The following is an 18606-nucleotide window of genomic DNA, read 5'->3' as shown; positions in this document are numbered from 1 at the left end:
AAGATTAGGATTCGCTCATAGAATTGGTGAATTCGCCCATAAAACTAAAAATTCGCTCATTGAACAGAAGAATTCGCTCATAAGATTGGTGAATTCGCTCATAAAATTGGATTCGCTGATTGAAATGGAGAATTCGCTGATAGAACACAAGAATTCGCTGATAGAACACAAAAATTCGCTGATTGAACTCAAAAATGCACCGTCATGACTGGAAAATCCAACGAGCATACCAGGAAATTCGATGATAAACTAGTAAAATTCACCAAATACTTTCTTAAAATAATAGTTTTCTCTAAAAAAGCACCAAAAAGGAGGTAAATATTTTGAAAATCTGGCATCAGAGCCTAACCACGATTGACCGGGTTCCTCAATACCGAGATGCAATCATGAACCATGTGCGGAAGATTGCACGACCAGACGTGGAGGTCGTTCTACATGGCATGTCTGAAGAGACATATCCCACACATTACCCCGGGCATTTTATTACTCATTCCTACCTGCAGAACTTGCACCGGGAACAGTTCGTTCGTGCTGCATTAATGGCTGAAGCCGCAGGATACGATGCGATGTTTATTGGGACCATTCCTGACGTAGGCCTTTTGGAGGCACGCACGCTCGTTGATATCCCTGTGGTTGGTTATGGGCAAGCCTCCTTCCATATGGCATCCATGCTTGGAGACCGTATCGGAGTAGTCAATTTTTTAACCCCATTGGCAGACGAACTTAGACAAAACGCCGCCCGGTACGGCCTCGGCGAAAAGCTCGGACCAATTGTGCCGCTGGAGTCAGGCTTTGATGATGTGCTCGCAGGCTTCAATAATCCTGAGCCAGTTATTGCGGCATTTCGAAGAGCAGCCGAGACTGCCATCTCTCAAGGAGCCGATGTGATTGTCCCAGGAGAGGGACCGATGAACGTTTTCCTTGCAACCTTCGGGATTTCAAGGATTGGTGACGTACCTGTCGTTGACTCATTTGGTGCCGGAATCAAGATGTGCGAATCACTAGCGGACCTAAAAAGAGTATCAGGAGTTTATATGACCCGGCGTGGCTACTACAATTCAAAACCACCAGCAGAAGCGGTTGCAAGATTACGAGAAATGTACGGATTAGACCCATACCCAAATCCTAATAACCAGCGAGGATTAGCAGTAAGGGCGGGAGTAGAAGTAAAAGGTTAACCAAATAAAAAGACAAGAGGTGAACTAGAGATGCATATCGTCGTATGCCTAAAGCATGTTCTTGATCCGGAAATTACTCCGCGTTATTTTCAAATTGACCCAGAGACCAATCGTCCGGTCAATGGAGATTCCGACATGGTTTTGGACTCTTTTGCCGAGAACGCGCTTGAACTGGCTATTCAACTTCGAGATAAAACACCGGGTGCTACGGTGACTGCCATCTGCCTTGGCGACGAATCATCGGAGGAGGTACTGCGCAGAGCCTTTGCATTCACGGCTAATACTGCCGTACGAATTTGGGATTCGGAGTGGGAAAATCTCGACGGTCAGGCCGTTGGACATATCCTTGCGCAAACTATCAAAACCCTTGGTGGTGCGGAGCTTGTACTGACCGGATATCAAGCAAGTGACATTGAGGAAGGCCTTGTGGGACCAGTCATGGCTGAAGAACTTGGGATTCCTTGTGTGACACTTGTCTCCGAACTTGAACTGGATGAAGACAGTGTGAAATCTACTTGCGAAGCAGAAGGCGGATATACTGTGGCGAGTGTTCCGTTTCCAGCTGTTTTTACAATTATCAGTTCTGAGACAAATGTCCCTCGCCTCCCTAAGGTTAAAGATATCCGACTTGCGAGGAGCAAGCCAATCACTCGATTTGAATCAGATGATATTGATTTGGATCATGTGCGGTGTCAGCCGGGTGTTAAATTGGAGCGGGCCTACGTCCTAAACAGAGATGTCAATTGCGAAATCCTTTCTGGCAGCGATGGCTCAGAGCTCGCAGCTGAATTGACTGACAAGCTCTTGGCACTCAAGATATTATAGGAGGTCTCAAACTATGTCCAAAATCCTTATCTATACAAATCAGCAAGAAGAATCACTAAGCCCGGGTGCCAAGGAAGCACTAGCATTCGGCAGTCGATTGGCAAGTGCCACCGCCGGAAGTGTGGAGGCTGTCTTGGTTGGACCCGCGACTGAGGCTGGTGCAAAGGAAGCAATTGCCTTTGGAGCAAGCAAAGTATATACCATTAATAATCCTTTACTTTCTGAATATCAGGTTGAACTTTACGTAGATAGCCTCTTCACTGTTTTCCAACAATCTGATGCCGATACGCTGCTCCTCTCCTTCGATAGAATGGGTAAGGATCTTGTAGGTCGACTGGCCACACGCATTGGCGCATCTGCCATAACAGAGGTGACTGATTTTAGAACTGAAGGCGGAAAGCTGACATGGGTGCGCCCAATTTATGGTGATAAAGCATATGGGGAGTATTCAACTACACGTCCTAAGGTGGTTGTAGGCATTCGCCAAAAGAGTCAGGAACTGGCTGTACCTGATTCAACGCGCATAGGTGAAATCATTTCTGTTGATTACTCCGTTCCAGAGGAAGTTGTTTTAACAAAACTGGTGGTGAAGATTCAGTCGGCCTTGTCAGATATCCGTCTTGAGGATGCTACAATTATTGTCTCCGGCGGTCGAGGTCTTGGCGGACCTGAAGGCTTTCAAGATTTGCAGTCCCTTGCAGAACTACTGGGCGGGACAGTCGGTGCTTCAAGGGCAGCATGTGACGCTGGATGGGTTCCTTCTAACCTGCAGGTAGGACAAACGGGGGCTGTTGTTGCTCCAGACCTTTATATTGCGGTCGGAATATCCGGTGCCAGTCAACATCTAGCAGGCATTACCAGTGCAAAAACTGTTGTTGCGATCAACACAGATTCAGAAGCACCCATTTTTAAACGGGCCAATCTAGGTGTAATCGCCGACTTCAAGACAGTGATACCAGCACTTACAGAAAAGTTGAAAAAGGTCCTTGTTTAAGGAATACACATCTAATAGATTCAAAGTCCTATTTTAAGTCCTCATTTTGGTAGGACTTATTTTTTTGTTTTCTGAAAATTTGGTACAATAGGGTTACCAAAATTTTATATTCAACCTACGAATGATAGAAAGGAGTATTAATGATGGTTTTAAAGCTTGAAAATGTCTCTTTATTACGAGAAGGAAATTGGATTTTACAAGATGTAAATTGGAAGATTAATAGAGGCGAAAACTGGGTTTTATTTGGATTAAATGGCTCGGGTAAGACAGCCATATTAAATTTAATAAATGCCTATTATTTCCCGACAAAAGGAAAAGTAACTGTACTAGGGATGGAATTTGGGAAAACCTATCTAAGTGAGAAACTGCGTAAACAAATCGGATTTGTCTCTTCATCCCTTCAGGAAAAATTTCATCCAGGGGATAATGCGTTTGAGGTTGTCTTAAGCGGTGCCTTTGCTTCTATCGGTCTTTACGAAACACCGACAGATGAAATGAGAAAAAAGGCTGTTGAACTATTGGAATCACTTGGTTGTATAGGGTATGCGAACCGAAATTACGAAAAATTATCACAAGGGGAAAAGCAGCGTGTCTTAATTGCTCGTGCGTTGATGGCTGACCCTTCTTTGCTCATTCTCGATGAACCTACGAATGGATTGGATTTTATCGCGCGCGAACAACTGTTAGAATCGATTGAAAAAATTGCTGAAAATCCCGGTGCTCCGACATTGATTTATGTAACACATCATATCGAAGAAATTTTACCAGTTTTCACTAAAACCTTATTACTAAAAGAGGGACAAGTTTTTGCAGATGGAAAGACAAGTGAATTGATATCTAGTCAAAAACTAACGGCGTTTTTCAATCTTCAAGTTCATGTGGAGTGGAAGAACAACAGGCCGATGCTTTCTAGACTACAGGTTGATGAGAAAGATAAACTCAAGGCCTATTGATGATTGAAAAAGGCGCATGAATTATTCATGCGCCAACTTTGGGTGAAACTGTATAAAACTTCACAGTTTTTATGAAGATTGTAGTATATAGTGAAAGGAAGCTGAGATATTAAAATTTATCTGACTGAGAGGTTTGGCAAGATGAAACGATTTTCTGTCTTTTTAATGAGTCTTATTATTATATTTATCGTGGGCTGTGGGGCATCCAATAATATAACTGTGAAACTTACCGCGCCAAAAACATTTACCCCAGGAAAAATATTTGCGATGCAATTTACCGTAGTGACTTGGGTGTAGGGAAACAACAATTAACGGAAATAGCGAAGGCACTATCTAAAAATGTAAAATTGTTAATATTGGATGAACCTACTGCTGCTTTAAATGAACACGATAGTGAAAACCTATTAAATCTTTTATTAGAGTTTAAAAAACAAGGCATGTCAGCCATTATTATATCGCATAAATTAAATGAAATTTCCAAAGTGGCGGATTCCATCACAATTTTGCGAGACGGCCAAACCGTAGAAACTCTAGATATGAAAGTAGACAAAATATCAGAAGACAGAATTATCAAGGGAATGGTAGGAAGAGAATTAACGAATCGCTATCCAAAAAGGGATGCGAAAATTGGAAATACCATTTTTGAAGTGAAAAACTGGAATGTCTTTCACGAAATGCATGCAAATCAAAAATTAATTGATAATGTGAATATTCATATTCGTAAAGGTGAGATTGTTGGTATTGCCGGCTTGATGGGCGCAGGAAGAACAGAGTTGGCAATGAGTATCTTTGGGAAATCGTATGGAAAGAAAATAACGGGACAAATATATAAAGATAGTAAAGAAATCTATTTGAATAATGTTAGTCAGGCAATCGAACATGGAATCGCTTATGTTTCTGAAGATCGAAAGGTTAACGGGTTAATCTTAATGGATGATATTAAACAAAACATTACATTAGCCAGCCTTAAAAAGATAACCAACAAATTTGTTATTAATAAGAACCAAGAAATTATTGAATCGGAAAAATTCCGTGAAAAATTAAAAATTAAAACTCCTAGTATTCATCAGAAAACTGGAAATCTGAGTGGTGGAAATCAACAAAAAGTTGTATTGAGTAAATGGATCTTTTCAGAGCCTGACATCCTGATTTTAGATGAACCTACTCGAGGTATCGATGTAGGGGCAAAGTTTGAAATTTACACAATCATTAATCAGTTGGCTACAGATGGAAAAGGGATTTTAGTCATTTCTTCATAGCTGCCAGAAATTCTTGGGATTTGTGATCGAGTGTATGTAATGAATGAAGGCAGAATAACAGGAGAAGTTTTAAAAGAAGAAGCAACTCAAGAACGTATTATGAAATATATGACCAAAAGTATGGTTTAGGGGGTAGCAAAACATGCAATCGTTAACGCATAAAACGGCTGAAAACGAGAAAGTTGCAGTTCGTGAACCAAAAGTAAATCACATTTTACAACTTTTCAAAAATAATTTGAGACAATACAGTATGATTTTGGCACTAGTTTCAATTATGATTCTTTTTCAAGTTCTAACAGATGGTATTTTATTAAGACCATTAAATATTACAAACTTAAACTTGCAAAATAGTTATATTTTAGTTTTGGCAATAGGAATGATTTTAGTTATTATTACCGGACATATTGATCTATCGGTCGGTTCAATAGCAGCCTTTGTCGGAGCTATATCTGCTATATTAATGGTTAATTATGAAGTTCCAATCTCAGCCGCAATAATAATCTCATTATTAATTGGTGCACTTATTGGCGCTTGGCAAGGATTTTGGGTGGCATATGTCAAAATTCCTGCGTTTATTGTTACTCTAGCAGGAATGCTTTTGTTTAGAGGATTGACTATGGTTGTGTTAGAGGGCAAATCAATCGCCCCATTTCCTGAAACATTTCAAAAAATCAGCTCAGGTTTCATTCCCGATGTGTTTGGTGGAGCGAACCTTCATATTTTAACTCTTGTCATTGGAGCTCTGCTATCTGTCATTCTAATCTTCAATGAATTGAAAATTAGAAAAGCTGAAATAAAATACAATTTAAATGTTTCACCTATAGGAATTTTTATTTTGAAGATTATTGCAATAGTTGCCTTAATTAATGTATTTGTGTATGTTCTTGCTACTTACGAAGGAATTCCTAATATATTAGTTATCTTGGCTTTATTAATATTGGCTTATCAATTTATTACAACAAAAACCATTGCAGGGCGTCACATTTACGCGATAGGTGGAAATGAAAAAGCAGCCAGTTTATCAGGGGTCAAAACAAAGCGGGTTACATTCTGGGTCTTTGTAAACATGGGAGTATTATCGGCTCTATCTGGGCTTCTATTTGCAGCTCGATTAAATGCTGCAACACCTAGAGCAGGAAATCTTTTTGAACTTGATGCGATTGCAGCATGTTTTATTGGCGGGGCATCAGCATATGGTGGAGTAGGTACGGTCCCAGGGGCTATTATTGGTGGACTTGTTATGGGTGTCATGAATAACGGAATGTCCATCCTAGGTTTAGGAATAGATTGGCAGCAAGGTATTAAAGGGCTTGTATTGTTAGCTGCAGTAGCTTTTGATATTTATAATAAAAACAAATCATCATAATTTACCTTATTAAATAAGAGTAGACCGCTATCTTTAAATGGTAGCGGTCTTTCTGTAGAGGAATGTTTTGTCTATGTTGAAAATCATGCAGATAAATTAGAGTCCGCTTTAATCCTAGGACAAGATGTTTGGTTATTCATTGTGCAAGAATCCTAGAAAACAGATAAAAAAAGGTTAAAACGGAAATAAATAAAAAATAAAAAAATTTATTTTGTATATTCAAAAATAAACAAAAATGTTTTATAATAAAAACAGAATATAATAAACATATTAACAAACAAACGGGGGAATTCAGATGGTAAAGAATCTTTGGGATACTGAAAAGGCATCACAAGTTTTAAAAGGGGTAGAAGAATTAGTGTATCGGTCCAACTTGATTGGATCAGATCGTGCCGTATGTAACTGGGGTGGCGGCAATACATCGATGAAAACAACTGAAAAGGATTTTCGCGGTCGTGATATAGAAGTGATGTGGGTAAAGGGAAGCGGTTCTGATTTAGCAACAATGAAAGCTCATAATTTTACAGGACTAAACCTAGAAGATATCCTTCCATTATTTGAACGTGATGAAATGACAGATGAGGATATGGTGTCTTATCTTTCACATTGCATGATTGACAGCAAACATCCAAGAGCATCGATCGAAACATTATTACATGCGTTCTTACCATATAACCATGTAGACCACACACATCCAGATGCGATTATTAGCCTATGCTGTGCTGATAATGGGAAGCAGCTTGCTGAAGAGATTTTTGGAAATCGTTTTGTTTGGGTTCCATATGTACGGCCAGGCTTTACACTTTCAAAAATGATCGCAGAAGGAGTAAGAAATAACCCAAATGCGGAGCTTGTCCTAATGGAAAAACATGGACTTGTTACGTGGGGAGAAACTTCAGAAGAGTCCTATGCCAAAACCATTGAAATTATTAATGAAGCAGAACTATATATAAATGAAAGAATTAAAGAAGAAACTGTTTTTGGCGGTCAAAAATATGAATCTCTTTCAGAGGAAAATGCAACGAATATTTTGGCTAAAGTAATGCCAGTTATCCGCGGTGCTGTGAGTGAAGAGAAGAAAATGCTGTTAACCTATGACCGCGGTGAAGATGTACTACAATTTGTAAACAGCCAAGCGGCACCAGAACTTTCTCAGGTAGGTGCTGCCTGTCCAGACCATCTTGTACATACAAAAATGGTACCACTTTATATTAATTGGGATCCCCAAACAAAGGATGTAGAAGCCTTAATTGTTAGTGTAAAAGAAGGGATTGCCAGTTTCAAAGCACAATACAAAGAATACTTTGAGCGTAATAAACACGAAGGAGATAAAATGTTTGAGCCAGCTCCTCGTGTTATCCTCATTCCTGGGGTGGGTATGGTAAATTCAGGTAAGGATGTTAGTAACTCTAAAGTGAGCGGGGCTTTATATCATCGCGCGATTGCGGTAATGAAAGGTTCCACTACATTAGGAAACTTTGTATCCTTAAGCGAAAATGAATCCTACAACGTGGAATATTGGCCATTAGAGCTATATAAATTAACACTTGCTCCTGTAGAGGCTGAATTTTCTAGAAAAGTAGCTTTTGTTACTGGAGGTGCAGGTGGAATAGGAAGCGAAACTTGCCGTCGCTTTGTTTCTGAAGGTGCTCATGTTGTCGTAGCGGACTTAAACCTTGAAGGGGCAGAAAAGGTTGCCGCTGAAATTAATGAAAAGTACGGGGCAAATCGTGCCCTTGCTGTAAAAATGGACGTAACAAAAGAAGAACAAGTTGAATCAGCCTTTGATCAAGCAGCCCTAGAGTTTGGCGGTGTAGATATAATTGTAAACAACGCCGGTCTTGCTACATCAAGCCCAATCGACAAAACGACTCTTCAAGAGTGGAATTTAAATATGAATGTTTTAGGAACAGGATATTTCTTAGTTGCCCGCGAAGCATTCAAACAAATGAAACAGCAGGGTATCGGCGGAAATATGATCTTTATCGGTTCTAAAAACTCTGTTTTTGCAGGAAAAAATGCAGCTGCCTATAGTTCTGTAAAAGCACTTGAAACACACTTGGCAAGATGTATTGCAGCCGAAGGCGGAGAGTTTGGCATTCGTGTCAATTCAGTCCTTCCAGATGCAGTACTCCAAGGCTCTGCTATTTGGGGTTCAAGATGGCGAGAAGAGCGTGCCGCAGCATACGGAATTGAACCTGATCAACTAGAAGAGCACTATCGCAAACGTACAACTCTTTTAGTTAATATTTATCCTTCAGATATCGCTGAATCAATCGCATTCTTTGCCTCATCAAAATCAGACAGAACGACTGGCTGTATGTTAACAGTAGATGGCGGGGTGCCTGCTGCGTTTACGAGATAATAATTGCCTTAATACAAAGGTGTCCCAAAGTGGACTTACCCCCGTCAAGTGGACAGATTATTAAAAGGTGCATTAACTAGGAATCCTTAGCCCTAAATTCTATAGGGCTAAGGTTATTTAATTTCTTTTGAAAACGTTTGTTATAATTTTTTGAGGTGTACTGGACTCCTTGATCGCTATGTAATAGGAGTCCTCGAATTTCTCTTTTTTATAGATTTTTTTACTGTATGGATTCCATTGTTTTCTTTAAACGGTAAATTCGTTTATGGTTAATCTCTGGACCATACTCTCTTTAAAGCCAGATTTACACTTTTGGATAACTATAGCTCCAATTAATATCAGGATCTTGTTGGAATAAAGGTGGAGTTTTTTGTATTAAAATGATTTATTACAAGGATGGTTCATTTATAATCAGTTTTTTGGTATTCTAATATATAGGGTTTACTTTATTATATTGAAAAATCTATTCATAATTAAAACGCAATTATCTGGTTTGAAACAAAGATAAAATCTGTGTTAATTTAAATAAAAAGAAAAAATATTTGTTATTTTTTTGTTTTGTGAATAAGAAAGGAGGTATTTATGTTGGTTTCGAATAATCACCAAGATATTACATTGGTTGGAAATGAGAGACAAGTGAGTTTAATTAAACTTGTTGAAGAGCTAGGAACGATTCGTGTTTCAGACATGAGTAAGCGGTTTAATGTTACAGAAGAAACGATTCGTAGGGATTTTGAACGGTTGGAAAAAGAGGGATTTCTAACAAGAATTCATGGAGGTGCAATTACTTCAAAACAGAATGAAACTGAGATTCCAGTTTTAAAGAGACAGGAAATCAACATTGATGAAAAACAGGCCATTGCATACAAAGCCTCTTCTTTTGTAGAGGATGGAGACATTATCGCCCTTGATGCAAGTACCACAGCTTTGCAAATGACAAAATATCTAATAGGTAAAGATATAACGGTCATTACGAATTCAATTGGTGTTACTCTGGAACTTGCGAAAAAACCAGGGATAACAGTCATTACTATTGGAGGATATTTATTAGAAGATTCTATGTCGTTTGTTGGATCCTCAAGTGAAAAAATAATTGAAGACTATCACGTTGATAAGTATTTCTTTTCATGTATAGGATTTGATGTGAAAAGGGGTATTAGTGAAGTTAACGAACAGCAAGGACAGATAAAAAAGAAATTTCTCTCTATTTCTGGAGAATATTTTTTACTTGCCGATCATAGTAAATACGGAAATAAGTCATTAATTAAAATATCAAATCTCAATAAAATAAATTATTTGATAACTGATCACAAAATGGCTGTAAACGATTTAAGGACCATTCGTAATTTAGGTGTAAATACAATAGTTGCTGATTAAACCACACAAATTAAGTGTGGTTTTTTTATCGAAAAGTGAAAGCAAATTAAAGCTGTTACTTATCACAATTATTTGGATTGTGGTATTTTTTTATTTTATTGTTATTTACCGTTTTCAAATGTTTGTTTTACAATTGAATTAACGTACAATTTTTTGATTTTTTTAAATAAAACAATAAAATAATGTTGCAATTCAAAAATAACAGAATTATAATAAAAATCAATCAAGGAGATGAAGTACATGAACAACAAGTTTGTTTTTGGAGTTGACTTTGGAACAGAATCTGCAAGAGCAGTATTAGTAAATACGACTAATGGTGAAATCATTGCTTCATCAGTAAGTGCGTACCCTCACGGAGTAATAACTAGTTTTTTACCTGGTACAAATGAACGATTACAAAAGGAGTGGGCCTTACAGCATCCAGGCGATTATTTATACTGTTTAAAAGAAACAATTCATCAATGTTTAATAGAATCAAAGGTTTCAAGAGAAGATGTAATCGGGATCGGAATAGATTTTACTGCTAGTACAGTAATGCCAATCAAAAAAAGTGGTAATCCTCTTTGTTTTTATGAGGAATACAAAAAAAACCCACATAGCTGGGTGAAACTTTGGAAACACCATGCGGCACATAAAGAATCTTTACATATAAATGAAATCGCATACAAAAGAAATGAAAATTTTGTAAAAAGATATGGTGGAGAAATTTCCGAAGAGTGGATGTTCCCAAAAATTTTGCAGGTGTTAAATGAAGCGCCAGAAATATACGATGCGACGGATAAATTCATTGAGGCTGGTGACTGGATTGTATTTCAGCTCACTGGTGAAGAAAAGAGAAGCTCTTGTATGGCTGGTTATAAAGGGACATGGTGTAAAGAAAGTGGCTATCCGAACAAAGATTATTTAAAAATTCTACATCCTCATTTGGAAAACGTTGTGGAAGAAAAATTGTCCAACGATATTTATTCAATCGGATCAAGAGCAGGTCATTTAACGAAAGAATATGCTGATGAGCTAAACCTAACCGAGAATGTCGTAGTGGCAGTGGGGATTATTGATGCACATGCAGCAGTATTAGGAGCTGGAATCAGTGAACCAGGATCCATGGTCATGGCAATGGGAACTTCAATATGCCATATGTGTATCGATCCAAAAGAAGTTTTTGTCCCAGGAATCGGTGGGGTTGTTAAAGACGGAATTATTCCTGGATTTTATGCCTACGAAGCTGGACAAAGTGCTGGTGGAGATACATTTGTTTGGTTTATGAGAAATTGTATTCCGAAAGAATATCAAGAGGAAGCAGATCATCGGGGTATATCAATATACAAATTAATGGAAGAAAAAGCAGCGAGCTTAAAAATAGGTGAAAGTGGAGTTGTCGCCCTAGATTGGTGGAATGGAAACCGATCTGTCCTAAAAGATTCAAATCTCACTGGAACATTATTAGGAATTACATTGCAAACGAAACCTGAACATATATACAGGGCATTAATGGAATCCTTGGCATTTGGAACACGAAAAATTATCGATGCTTTTATTGAAAACGATATCAATATCTACAAGCTTTATGCTGGTGGCGGCTTAGCTGAAAAAAACAAACTATTAATGCAAATTTTTGCTGATATTACAGGTAAAGAGGTTCATGTTGTAACAGCACCACATGCAAGTGCAATGGGATCAGCGATATTAGCTGCAACTGCAGCAGGTACAGAAAGTGGTGGATGGGATTCGGTTGAGTCAGCAATAGATCACATGGTCCACTACGAAAGCGAAGTTTTTAATCCCATTTCTGAAAATAGTCGTACATACGATAAATTATTTACCAATTATGCAGCACTCTATAATTATTTTGGAAAAGAAGCACCTGTAATGAAATCGTTATTAGAAATACAAAGAAACAGTAAATAAAACAATTAGGCGGTGGATAAAGATGGCGTTACTTGGCCCTTCACTGATGTGTGCGGATATGGGAAACCTTAAAGATGAGGTAATCCGTTTAGATCAAGCAGGAATAGATTTTTTTCACCTCGACGTAATGGATGGGAAATTTGTTCCGAATTTTACGTTAGGTCCTGACTTAATTCGTAGAATAAGAGATTACACAGAAAAGCCTTTTGATGTACATTTAATGATTGAAAAACCGGAAGACCATTTAAACCTCTTTGTTGAAGCTGGGGCAGATATGATTTCAGTTCATGCAGAGGCTACACAGCATTTACAAAGAACATTGCAAACGATTCGTGATAATGGACTGAAAGCAGGAGTTGCCTTAAATCCATCCACACCTCTTACGGAAATCGAATACGTTCTGGATGTTATAGATTATGTAACGATTATGACAGTGAATCCAGGGTTTGCTGGACAAAAATTCGTTCCTTTAATGACGAAGAAGGTAAAAGAATTAAAGCGAATGATTGATGAAAATGGATACAAATTTGATATTCAGGTGGATGGGAATATCGGATATCATACAATCCCGGACGTATTAAAGTATGGGGCCAATATGCTAGTTTTAGGGACGTCCTGTTTATTTCGACCTGAGATAACCTTTGAAGAAGGCGTTAACAATTTAAGAGATTTTATTGAAAAGCAAAAAATTGAAATGAACGAGAGTGAGGGAAGAAAATGGGGGAAATAACCGTAGTTGGGAGTATCAATATAGACCTTACAGCCCTTACTAACCGATATCCTAACAGAGGAGAAACCATCTTTGGCAAAAGAATGGAAGTTTTGCCAGGTGGAAAAGGAGCAAACCAGGCAACAGCTTGTGCAAGGCTAGGCAAGACTGTAAATATGATTGGATCAATTGGTCAAGATCTGTATGGTGATATTATTTTAAACTCTCTGCAAAAGGATCAAGTTAATACTTCATTTGTAAAGCGTGTAAAAGAAAGCTCCACTGGATGTGCCATCATTACCATTGATAGCACTGCAGAGAATACAATGCTTGTTATGAAAGGAGCAAACGATTTTCTTACTGTACAAGATATTGAAAACGCTTTTTCCGAAATTGAGGATAGCAAAGTTCTTCTCGTTCAGATGGAGATTCCAGAAGAAGTTGTCATTGAGTCAATGAAGCAGGCAAGGAAAAAAGGCATGTATGTCATACTTGACCCAGCTCCTGCAGAAGGAATAACGGTACGCGCACTAGAATATGCAGATTTAATTACTCCAAACCGGCAAGAAACAAAACAATTAACAGGTATTGATGTGACGGATGTCGATACCGCCTATAAAGCAGCAAAATACTTTGATTCCATGGGAGTAAAAAATGCCATCATCAAGATGGCTGATCAAGGGTCACTCGTCTATCAGAATGGACAGTCAGATTATGTTGCATCCTTCCCAGTGAAAGCAGTTGATACTGTTGGGGCAGGGGATTCCTTTGCAGGTGCATTAGCATGTGCTATTGCTGAAGGCCAGAATTTGGTATCCGCTGTAAAGTTTGCTTCCATTGTTGGGGCTTTAAAGGTAACCAAGATTGGTGCACAAGCGGGAATTCCTACTCTTGAAGAAGTAAACAAGTTCTGTGATGAAAGAAATATTTCCTATTATAGACTTGAGAAAAATCAAGTGCCTCAAAAATAAAGCCAATAGGGAGGAGGATTTTAATGTCAGAGTACTTGTTGCAAATGAAAAATATAAGTAAAACATTCCCTGGGGTCAAAGCTTTAGAGGATGTAAGACTCGAGGTAAAACCAGGTGAGGTACATGCTTTGATAGGTGAAAATGGAGCTGGTAAATCAACGTTAATTAAAATACTAGCTGGTATATATTCTCCAGATCCTGGAGTTGAATTTTATTTCGAAGGTAAGAATGCTGAAATCAAGAAACCAATTGATGCAACTTTAAAAGGAATATCTATTATCTATCAAGATTTAAGTTTATTCCCTAACCTTTCTGTTGCAGAAAATATTTATATAGGTAGTGATAGTAATAGTAACAGCTTGAAAAAGATAAATTGGAATAAAATGGAGGAAATTGCTGAGCGTGCATTAAAAGAACTTGATGTCCAAATTGATTTGAAATTACCAGTTGAGAAGCTAAGTATTGCCCAGCAGCAATTAATCGAAATCGCACGGGCTTTAGCATTTGAAGCGAAATTAATTGTAATGGACGAGCCTACATCATCACTTTCTGCTGGAGAAGTAGAAAAATTATATAAAGTCATTAATAATCTGAAACAAAAAGGAATCTCGATAATATTTGTTAGCCATAAGCTAAAAGAACTTTTTACCGTTTCAGATCGTTTCACAGTTTTGCGTGACGGTAAGTATGTTGGAACCTATGAAGTTAAGGATTTAACGGAAGACAAATTAATTAATTTAATGGTTGGACGGCAAGTTTTATATGAAAAAAATAAGGGCGGTGTCCAAACCGGCCAAACCATCTTTGAAGTAAAAGGATTATCCAAGGATGGTAATTTCAAAGATATCTCATTTGAATTAAAACAAGGAGAAGTCCTGGGCATAACCGGTCTTGTAGGTTCCGGCAGAACTGAACTTGCGCAAGCGATTTTCGGAATTAATAGACCTTATACTGGTGAAGTAAAAATTAATGGAGAGAGTGTTTCTATTAAGTCATCTGAAGATGCAGTAAAAAAGGGAATTGCCTATATTCCGGAAAGCAGGAAGACACAGGGTTTAATATTAGAACAATCCATCATTAATAATATTTCCCTTTCCGTTTTAAAAACCTTGCGAAATGCATTGGGCCTCATTAATCGAAAAAAAGAAATCGAATTGGCCAATCACTATATTGAGACTTTAGATGTTCGCCCTGCACTGCCAAATATGAAAACAGGTCAAATGTCTGGTGGGAATCAACAAAAAGTCGTTATCGGTAAATGGTTATCTACTAAACCTAAAATTTTAATTATCGATGAGCCTACCAACGGGATTGATATTGGGGCAAAAACGGAAATTCATAAACTTTTAAGAAAGCTAGCTTCTGAAGGGATGGGAGTTATTGTGATTTCATCCGAACTTCCTGAGGTATTAGCAGTGAGTGACCGTATTTTAGTGATGAGACACGGAAGAATCGCTGGTGAATTAGCAATCGAGGAAGCAACTCAAGAAAATATCATGAATTACGCATTACTAGGAAATAAACAAAACGAGAAAAGCAAAAACAAAGAGAATGTAATGTTTGAAAGTGGGGTGTCGGTGTGAAATCGATCCTTAAATCAAAAGAAATGAGTATTGTTGCTATTATCGCCATTCTATCCATTGTTCTTTTTTCTATTAGTCCTGTCTTTTTAACATTTGAAAATATTACGGATATATTAAAAGGAAATGCTGTCTTGGGTATTTTAGCTGTTGGAATGACGCTTGTCATTATCACTGGTGGAATTGACGTATCTGTAGCAGCAGTAACCACCGCAGTCATTGTTCTTACTGGTAAAATACTAGTCTTTTTACCTGACAGCCCTATTTCAATTGTCTTGTTGTTTGTGATTGCACCGTTAATAGGAGTATTGCTGGGAGCTTTAAATGGAGTCCTTGTTTCAAAAATTCAAATACCTGCAATTGTTGTGACTCTAGGTACAATGAGTGTGATCAATGGGATTATTTTGTACATCACCAATGGGGAGTATCTAAATAGCACTAGTTTTCCAAAAATATTTGTTAAGTTTGCTAATTTTGAAGTTTTTGGAATCTCTATTTTAATTATTCTTTTCGCTATTGTTGCTGTGGTTACTTGGTATTTATTGAAATATACAGTGATTGGACGGGAAGTATTAGCGATTGGCGGCAACAAAGAGTCTTCTATACGAGCCGGAATTAATTTTGATAAGGTTCAAATTTTTGTGTATAGCTTTATGGGTTTGCTAGCAGGTTTAGCAGCAATTTCTCAATTATCCTATACAAAAGCAGTGGATCCTAACGGACTTCTAGGTTTTGAGATGCAGGTAATTGCCGCGGTTGTTCTTGGCGGAGCTAATATTATGGGTGGCCGTGGAACTATTTTCGGAACATTTTTAGGTGTTTTATTGCTAGGTATTATGCAAAATGGGTTAATCTTGGCACATATTGATGTTTTCTGGCAAAAGGTTGTTGTTGGGGCGATTATTTTAGCAGCGGTTACTTTCGATCAAATTCAATATAAGAGGTCAAAGGATAAACTGGCAAAAATTGAAGTAGAAGCATGAAGATGGGGTGAGGATATTGAAAGCGTTATCCAAAGAAAGTGTTCTAGGTTTAATAGCTTTAGTGTTGATTATTGGTATGAGCTTAATTGCCCCGGGGTTTTTAAGTCAACAAAATATAAATAATATGCTGTTTCAAATTCCAGAGTTTGGCTTAATCGCGTTGGCGATGATGGTTGTTATTGTAACTGGGGGGATTAATCTTTCCATTACCTATTCAGCAGCATTGTCTGGTGTAGCGATTGCCTTGATGCAAAGTCATGGATACTCTATTTTACTATCGATTGTTGTGGGGTTGGCTGTGGGTTTACTTTGTGGATTTATTAATGGGTTTATTATTTCTAAAATTGGCGTTTCTGCCATTCTTGTTACACTTGGTACCATGACTTTATTTGAAGGAGTCATCTTAACCATAACAAAAGGAAATTCCATTTCTGGTTTTAGCGAAGTATATGGCTTGATTGGGAACGGTTATTACATGGGTATTGTTCCTCTATCATTACTGATTTTTGTGATTTTCGCAGTGTTGACTGCCGTTCTAATGAATAAATCAAAATGGGGCAGAAGTGTTTACATGGTAGGAAGCAATCCAATTGCAACATTGTTTTCAGGTGTAAATAACAACAAAGTTCTAATGGGAGTTTATTTGTACTCTGCCTTACTTGCAACGGTTGCATCCATCATTATGACATCCAGATATAACATGGCAAAGGTAGACCTGGGATCTTCTTATCTCTTACAAAGTATTTCGGCTGCCGTGCTTGGAGGTACAGATATCCAAGGAGGATATGGAAAAGTAATGGGAACAGTATATGCTGTTATCATTTTCCAAGTATTGTCAAGCGGCTTGAATTTACTCGAAGTCCCTCGTGCTATTGTAGGAGTTATCATGGGAGCTATTCTAATTCTTGTTTTAATAATTAACTTTGTAAAAGCAAAATTAGATGAAAAGTCCCAGAAAAAAGCACAGCAACAAACAATCGCAGCTTAAGGGTACATTCTGATTATTTATCAGATTAACCATAAATTTTTAAACAAGAGAGGGAGTCAATAATGAAAAAGGTTTTAGGCACAATTCTTTCATTTGTATTAATGCTTGGTCTTCTTGCAGGATGTGTCTCTACAAACAGTGGAGAAAGCAAAAACACTGCAGAGAAAAAATCTGACAGCAATGGTAAACTTAAAATTGCAGTAGTACCAAAGCTTGTTGGTATCCCTTATTTCAATGCTTCTGAAAAAGGTGCGATTCAAGCTGGAAAAGATTTAGGTGTTGACGTAATTTATACTGGTCCAACTGAACCAGATGCTGCACAGCAAGTTAAAGTTATCGAAGATTTAATCAGCCAAAAGGTGGATGTCATTGCGGTTGCACCAAATGATCCTGCTGCTATAACACCGGTTCTAAAGAAAGCAAAAGATGCTGGAATTAAAGTAATGGACTGGGATACTCCAGCAGACCAATCTGTTGTTGAATTATCTGTTCACCAAATCGATGATGAGGCTTATGGACGTCATATTGCAAAGTCATTAATCGAAAAAATGGGTACTGACAAAGGTGAAATCGCTATTTTAACTGGTGGTCTCTCAGCTGCTAACTTAAATTCTTGGATTGACGGAGCAAAGAAAGAACTTGAGGAAAATTACCCTGGCATTAAATTAGTATCAGATAAAATTGCTACTGATGAAAAACAACCAGTCGCTTACCAAAAGACTCTTGATTTAATTAAATCATATCCTAATTTAAAAGGTATTATGGCATTTTCAACCATTGCCCCAATTGGTGCTGCTCAGGCAATTCAAGAAAAAGGGCTGCAAGATAAAGTTTCAGTAGTGGGTACTGCACTACCAAAAGATTCTAAGCCATTTCTTGAAGACGGTTCTTTAGATGTAGCTATCCTTTGGGAGCCAGACAAGTTAGGTTACTTAACAGTAGCTCTTGCTAAAGAATTAGTTAATGGTAAAAAACCAACAGATGGACAAGATGTTACTAATGTTGGGAAAATTGAACTTTGGAAAGATGGCAAAACTGTCATTATGGGACCACCATCTGACTTCACTAAAGAAAATGCAGGAAAATTTGATTTCTAAAAAGTTATAACCCCTTCTCGATTTGAGAAGGGGTTTTATTCAACATTTAACCA

General features: G+C 37.8%; 14 protein-coding genes and 1 pseudogene. All 15 read left to right on the top strand.

Going from position 1 to position 18606, the window contains the following annotated elements:
- The first annotated feature begins 323 nt into the window (after positions 1 to 323).
- Positions 324 to 1178, top strand: coding sequence for an aspartate/glutamate racemase family protein (locus J7E63_RS02695; RefSeq protein ID WP_215010181.1), 855 nt, complete (start codon positions 324 to 326; stop codon positions 1176 to 1178).
- Positions 1179 to 1208: 30 nt separating this feature from the next.
- A complete protein-coding gene (locus tag J7E63_RS02690) occupies positions 1209 to 2003 on the top strand; it encodes an electron transfer flavoprotein subunit beta/FixA family protein (protein WP_215010180.1) in 795 nt (264 codons plus the stop codon).
- Positions 2004 to 2016: 13 nt separating this feature from the next.
- Positions 2017 to 2997, top strand: coding sequence for an electron transfer flavoprotein subunit alpha/FixB family protein (locus tag J7E63_RS02685; protein ID WP_215010179.1), 981 nt, complete (start codon positions 2017 to 2019; stop codon positions 2995 to 2997).
- Positions 2998 to 3140: 143 nt separating this feature from the next.
- The gene (locus J7E63_RS02680; RefSeq protein WP_215010355.1) at positions 3141 to 3950 is read left to right on the top strand and encodes an ABC transporter ATP-binding protein; all 810 of its coding nucleotides are present in this window, start codon (positions 3141 to 3143) and stop codon (positions 3948 to 3950) included.
- 281 nt (positions 3951 to 4231) lie between these two features.
- Positions 4232 to 5338: pseudogene (locus J7E63_RS02675) on the top strand (ATP-binding cassette domain-containing protein); the annotation flags it as partial.
- Positions 5339 to 5459: 121 nt separating this feature from the next.
- Positions 5460 to 6575, top strand: coding sequence for a multiple monosaccharide ABC transporter permease (gene mmsB, locus J7E63_RS02670; protein WP_251033348.1), 1116 nt, complete (start codon positions 5460 to 5462; stop codon positions 6573 to 6575).
- Between the two features lie 295 nt (positions 6576 to 6870).
- A complete protein-coding gene (locus J7E63_RS02665) occupies positions 6871 to 8940 on the top strand; it encodes a bifunctional aldolase/short-chain dehydrogenase (RefSeq protein ID WP_215010177.1) in 2070 nt (689 codons plus the stop codon).
- Positions 8941 to 9522: 582 nt separating this feature from the next.
- Entirely contained in the window at positions 9523 to 10317 is a 795-nt protein-coding gene (locus J7E63_RS02660; protein ID WP_215010176.1) for a DeoR/GlpR family DNA-binding transcription regulator, read from the top strand.
- 240 nt (positions 10318 to 10557) lie between these two features.
- On the top strand, positions 10558 to 12225 hold the full coding sequence (locus tag J7E63_RS02655; protein ID WP_215010175.1) for a ribulokinase: 1668 nt from the start codon (positions 10558 to 10560) through the stop codon (positions 12223 to 12225).
- A 22-nt stretch (positions 12226 to 12247) separates the two neighbouring features.
- The gene (gene rpe, locus J7E63_RS02650; RefSeq protein WP_215010174.1) at positions 12248 to 12955 is read left to right on the top strand and encodes a ribulose-phosphate 3-epimerase; all 708 of its coding nucleotides are present in this window, start codon (positions 12248 to 12250) and stop codon (positions 12953 to 12955) included.
- Positions 12943 to 13905: a ribokinase gene (gene rbsK, locus J7E63_RS02645; RefSeq protein WP_215010173.1), complete on the top strand. Its 963-nt coding sequence runs from the start codon at positions 12943 to 12945 to the stop codon at positions 13903 to 13905. The genes rpe and rbsK overlap by 13 nt, the downstream gene beginning before the upstream one ends.
- A gap of 44 nt (positions 13906 to 13949) precedes the next feature.
- Positions 13950 to 15488 (top strand): sugar ABC transporter ATP-binding protein, encoded by a 1539-nt coding sequence (locus J7E63_RS02640; RefSeq protein WP_483861480.1) that lies wholly within the window; start codon positions 13950 to 13952, stop codon positions 15486 to 15488.
- The gene (locus tag J7E63_RS02635; protein WP_215010171.1) at positions 15485 to 16468 is read left to right on the top strand and encodes an ABC transporter permease; all 984 of its coding nucleotides are present in this window, start codon (positions 15485 to 15487) and stop codon (positions 16466 to 16468) included. Before J7E63_RS02640 ends, J7E63_RS02635 begins: the two co-directional genes overlap by 4 nt.
- Positions 16469 to 16484: 16 nt before the next feature.
- Positions 16485 to 17456, top strand: coding sequence for an ABC transporter permease (locus J7E63_RS02630; RefSeq protein ID WP_215010170.1), 972 nt, complete (start codon positions 16485 to 16487; stop codon positions 17454 to 17456).
- A 62-nt stretch (positions 17457 to 17518) separates the two neighbouring features.
- Positions 17519 to 18553: an autoinducer 2 ABC transporter substrate-binding protein gene (locus tag J7E63_RS02625; protein ID WP_215010169.1), complete on the top strand. Its 1035-nt coding sequence runs from the start codon at positions 17519 to 17521 to the stop codon at positions 18551 to 18553.
- The last annotated feature ends 53 nt before the right edge of the window (positions 18554 to 18606 follow it).

The organism is Bacillus sp. ISL-75 (genome assembly GCF_018613095.1).
Note: the sequence above shows the minus strand (reverse complement) of the source record. Positions and strands in the feature narration are given on the sequence as shown.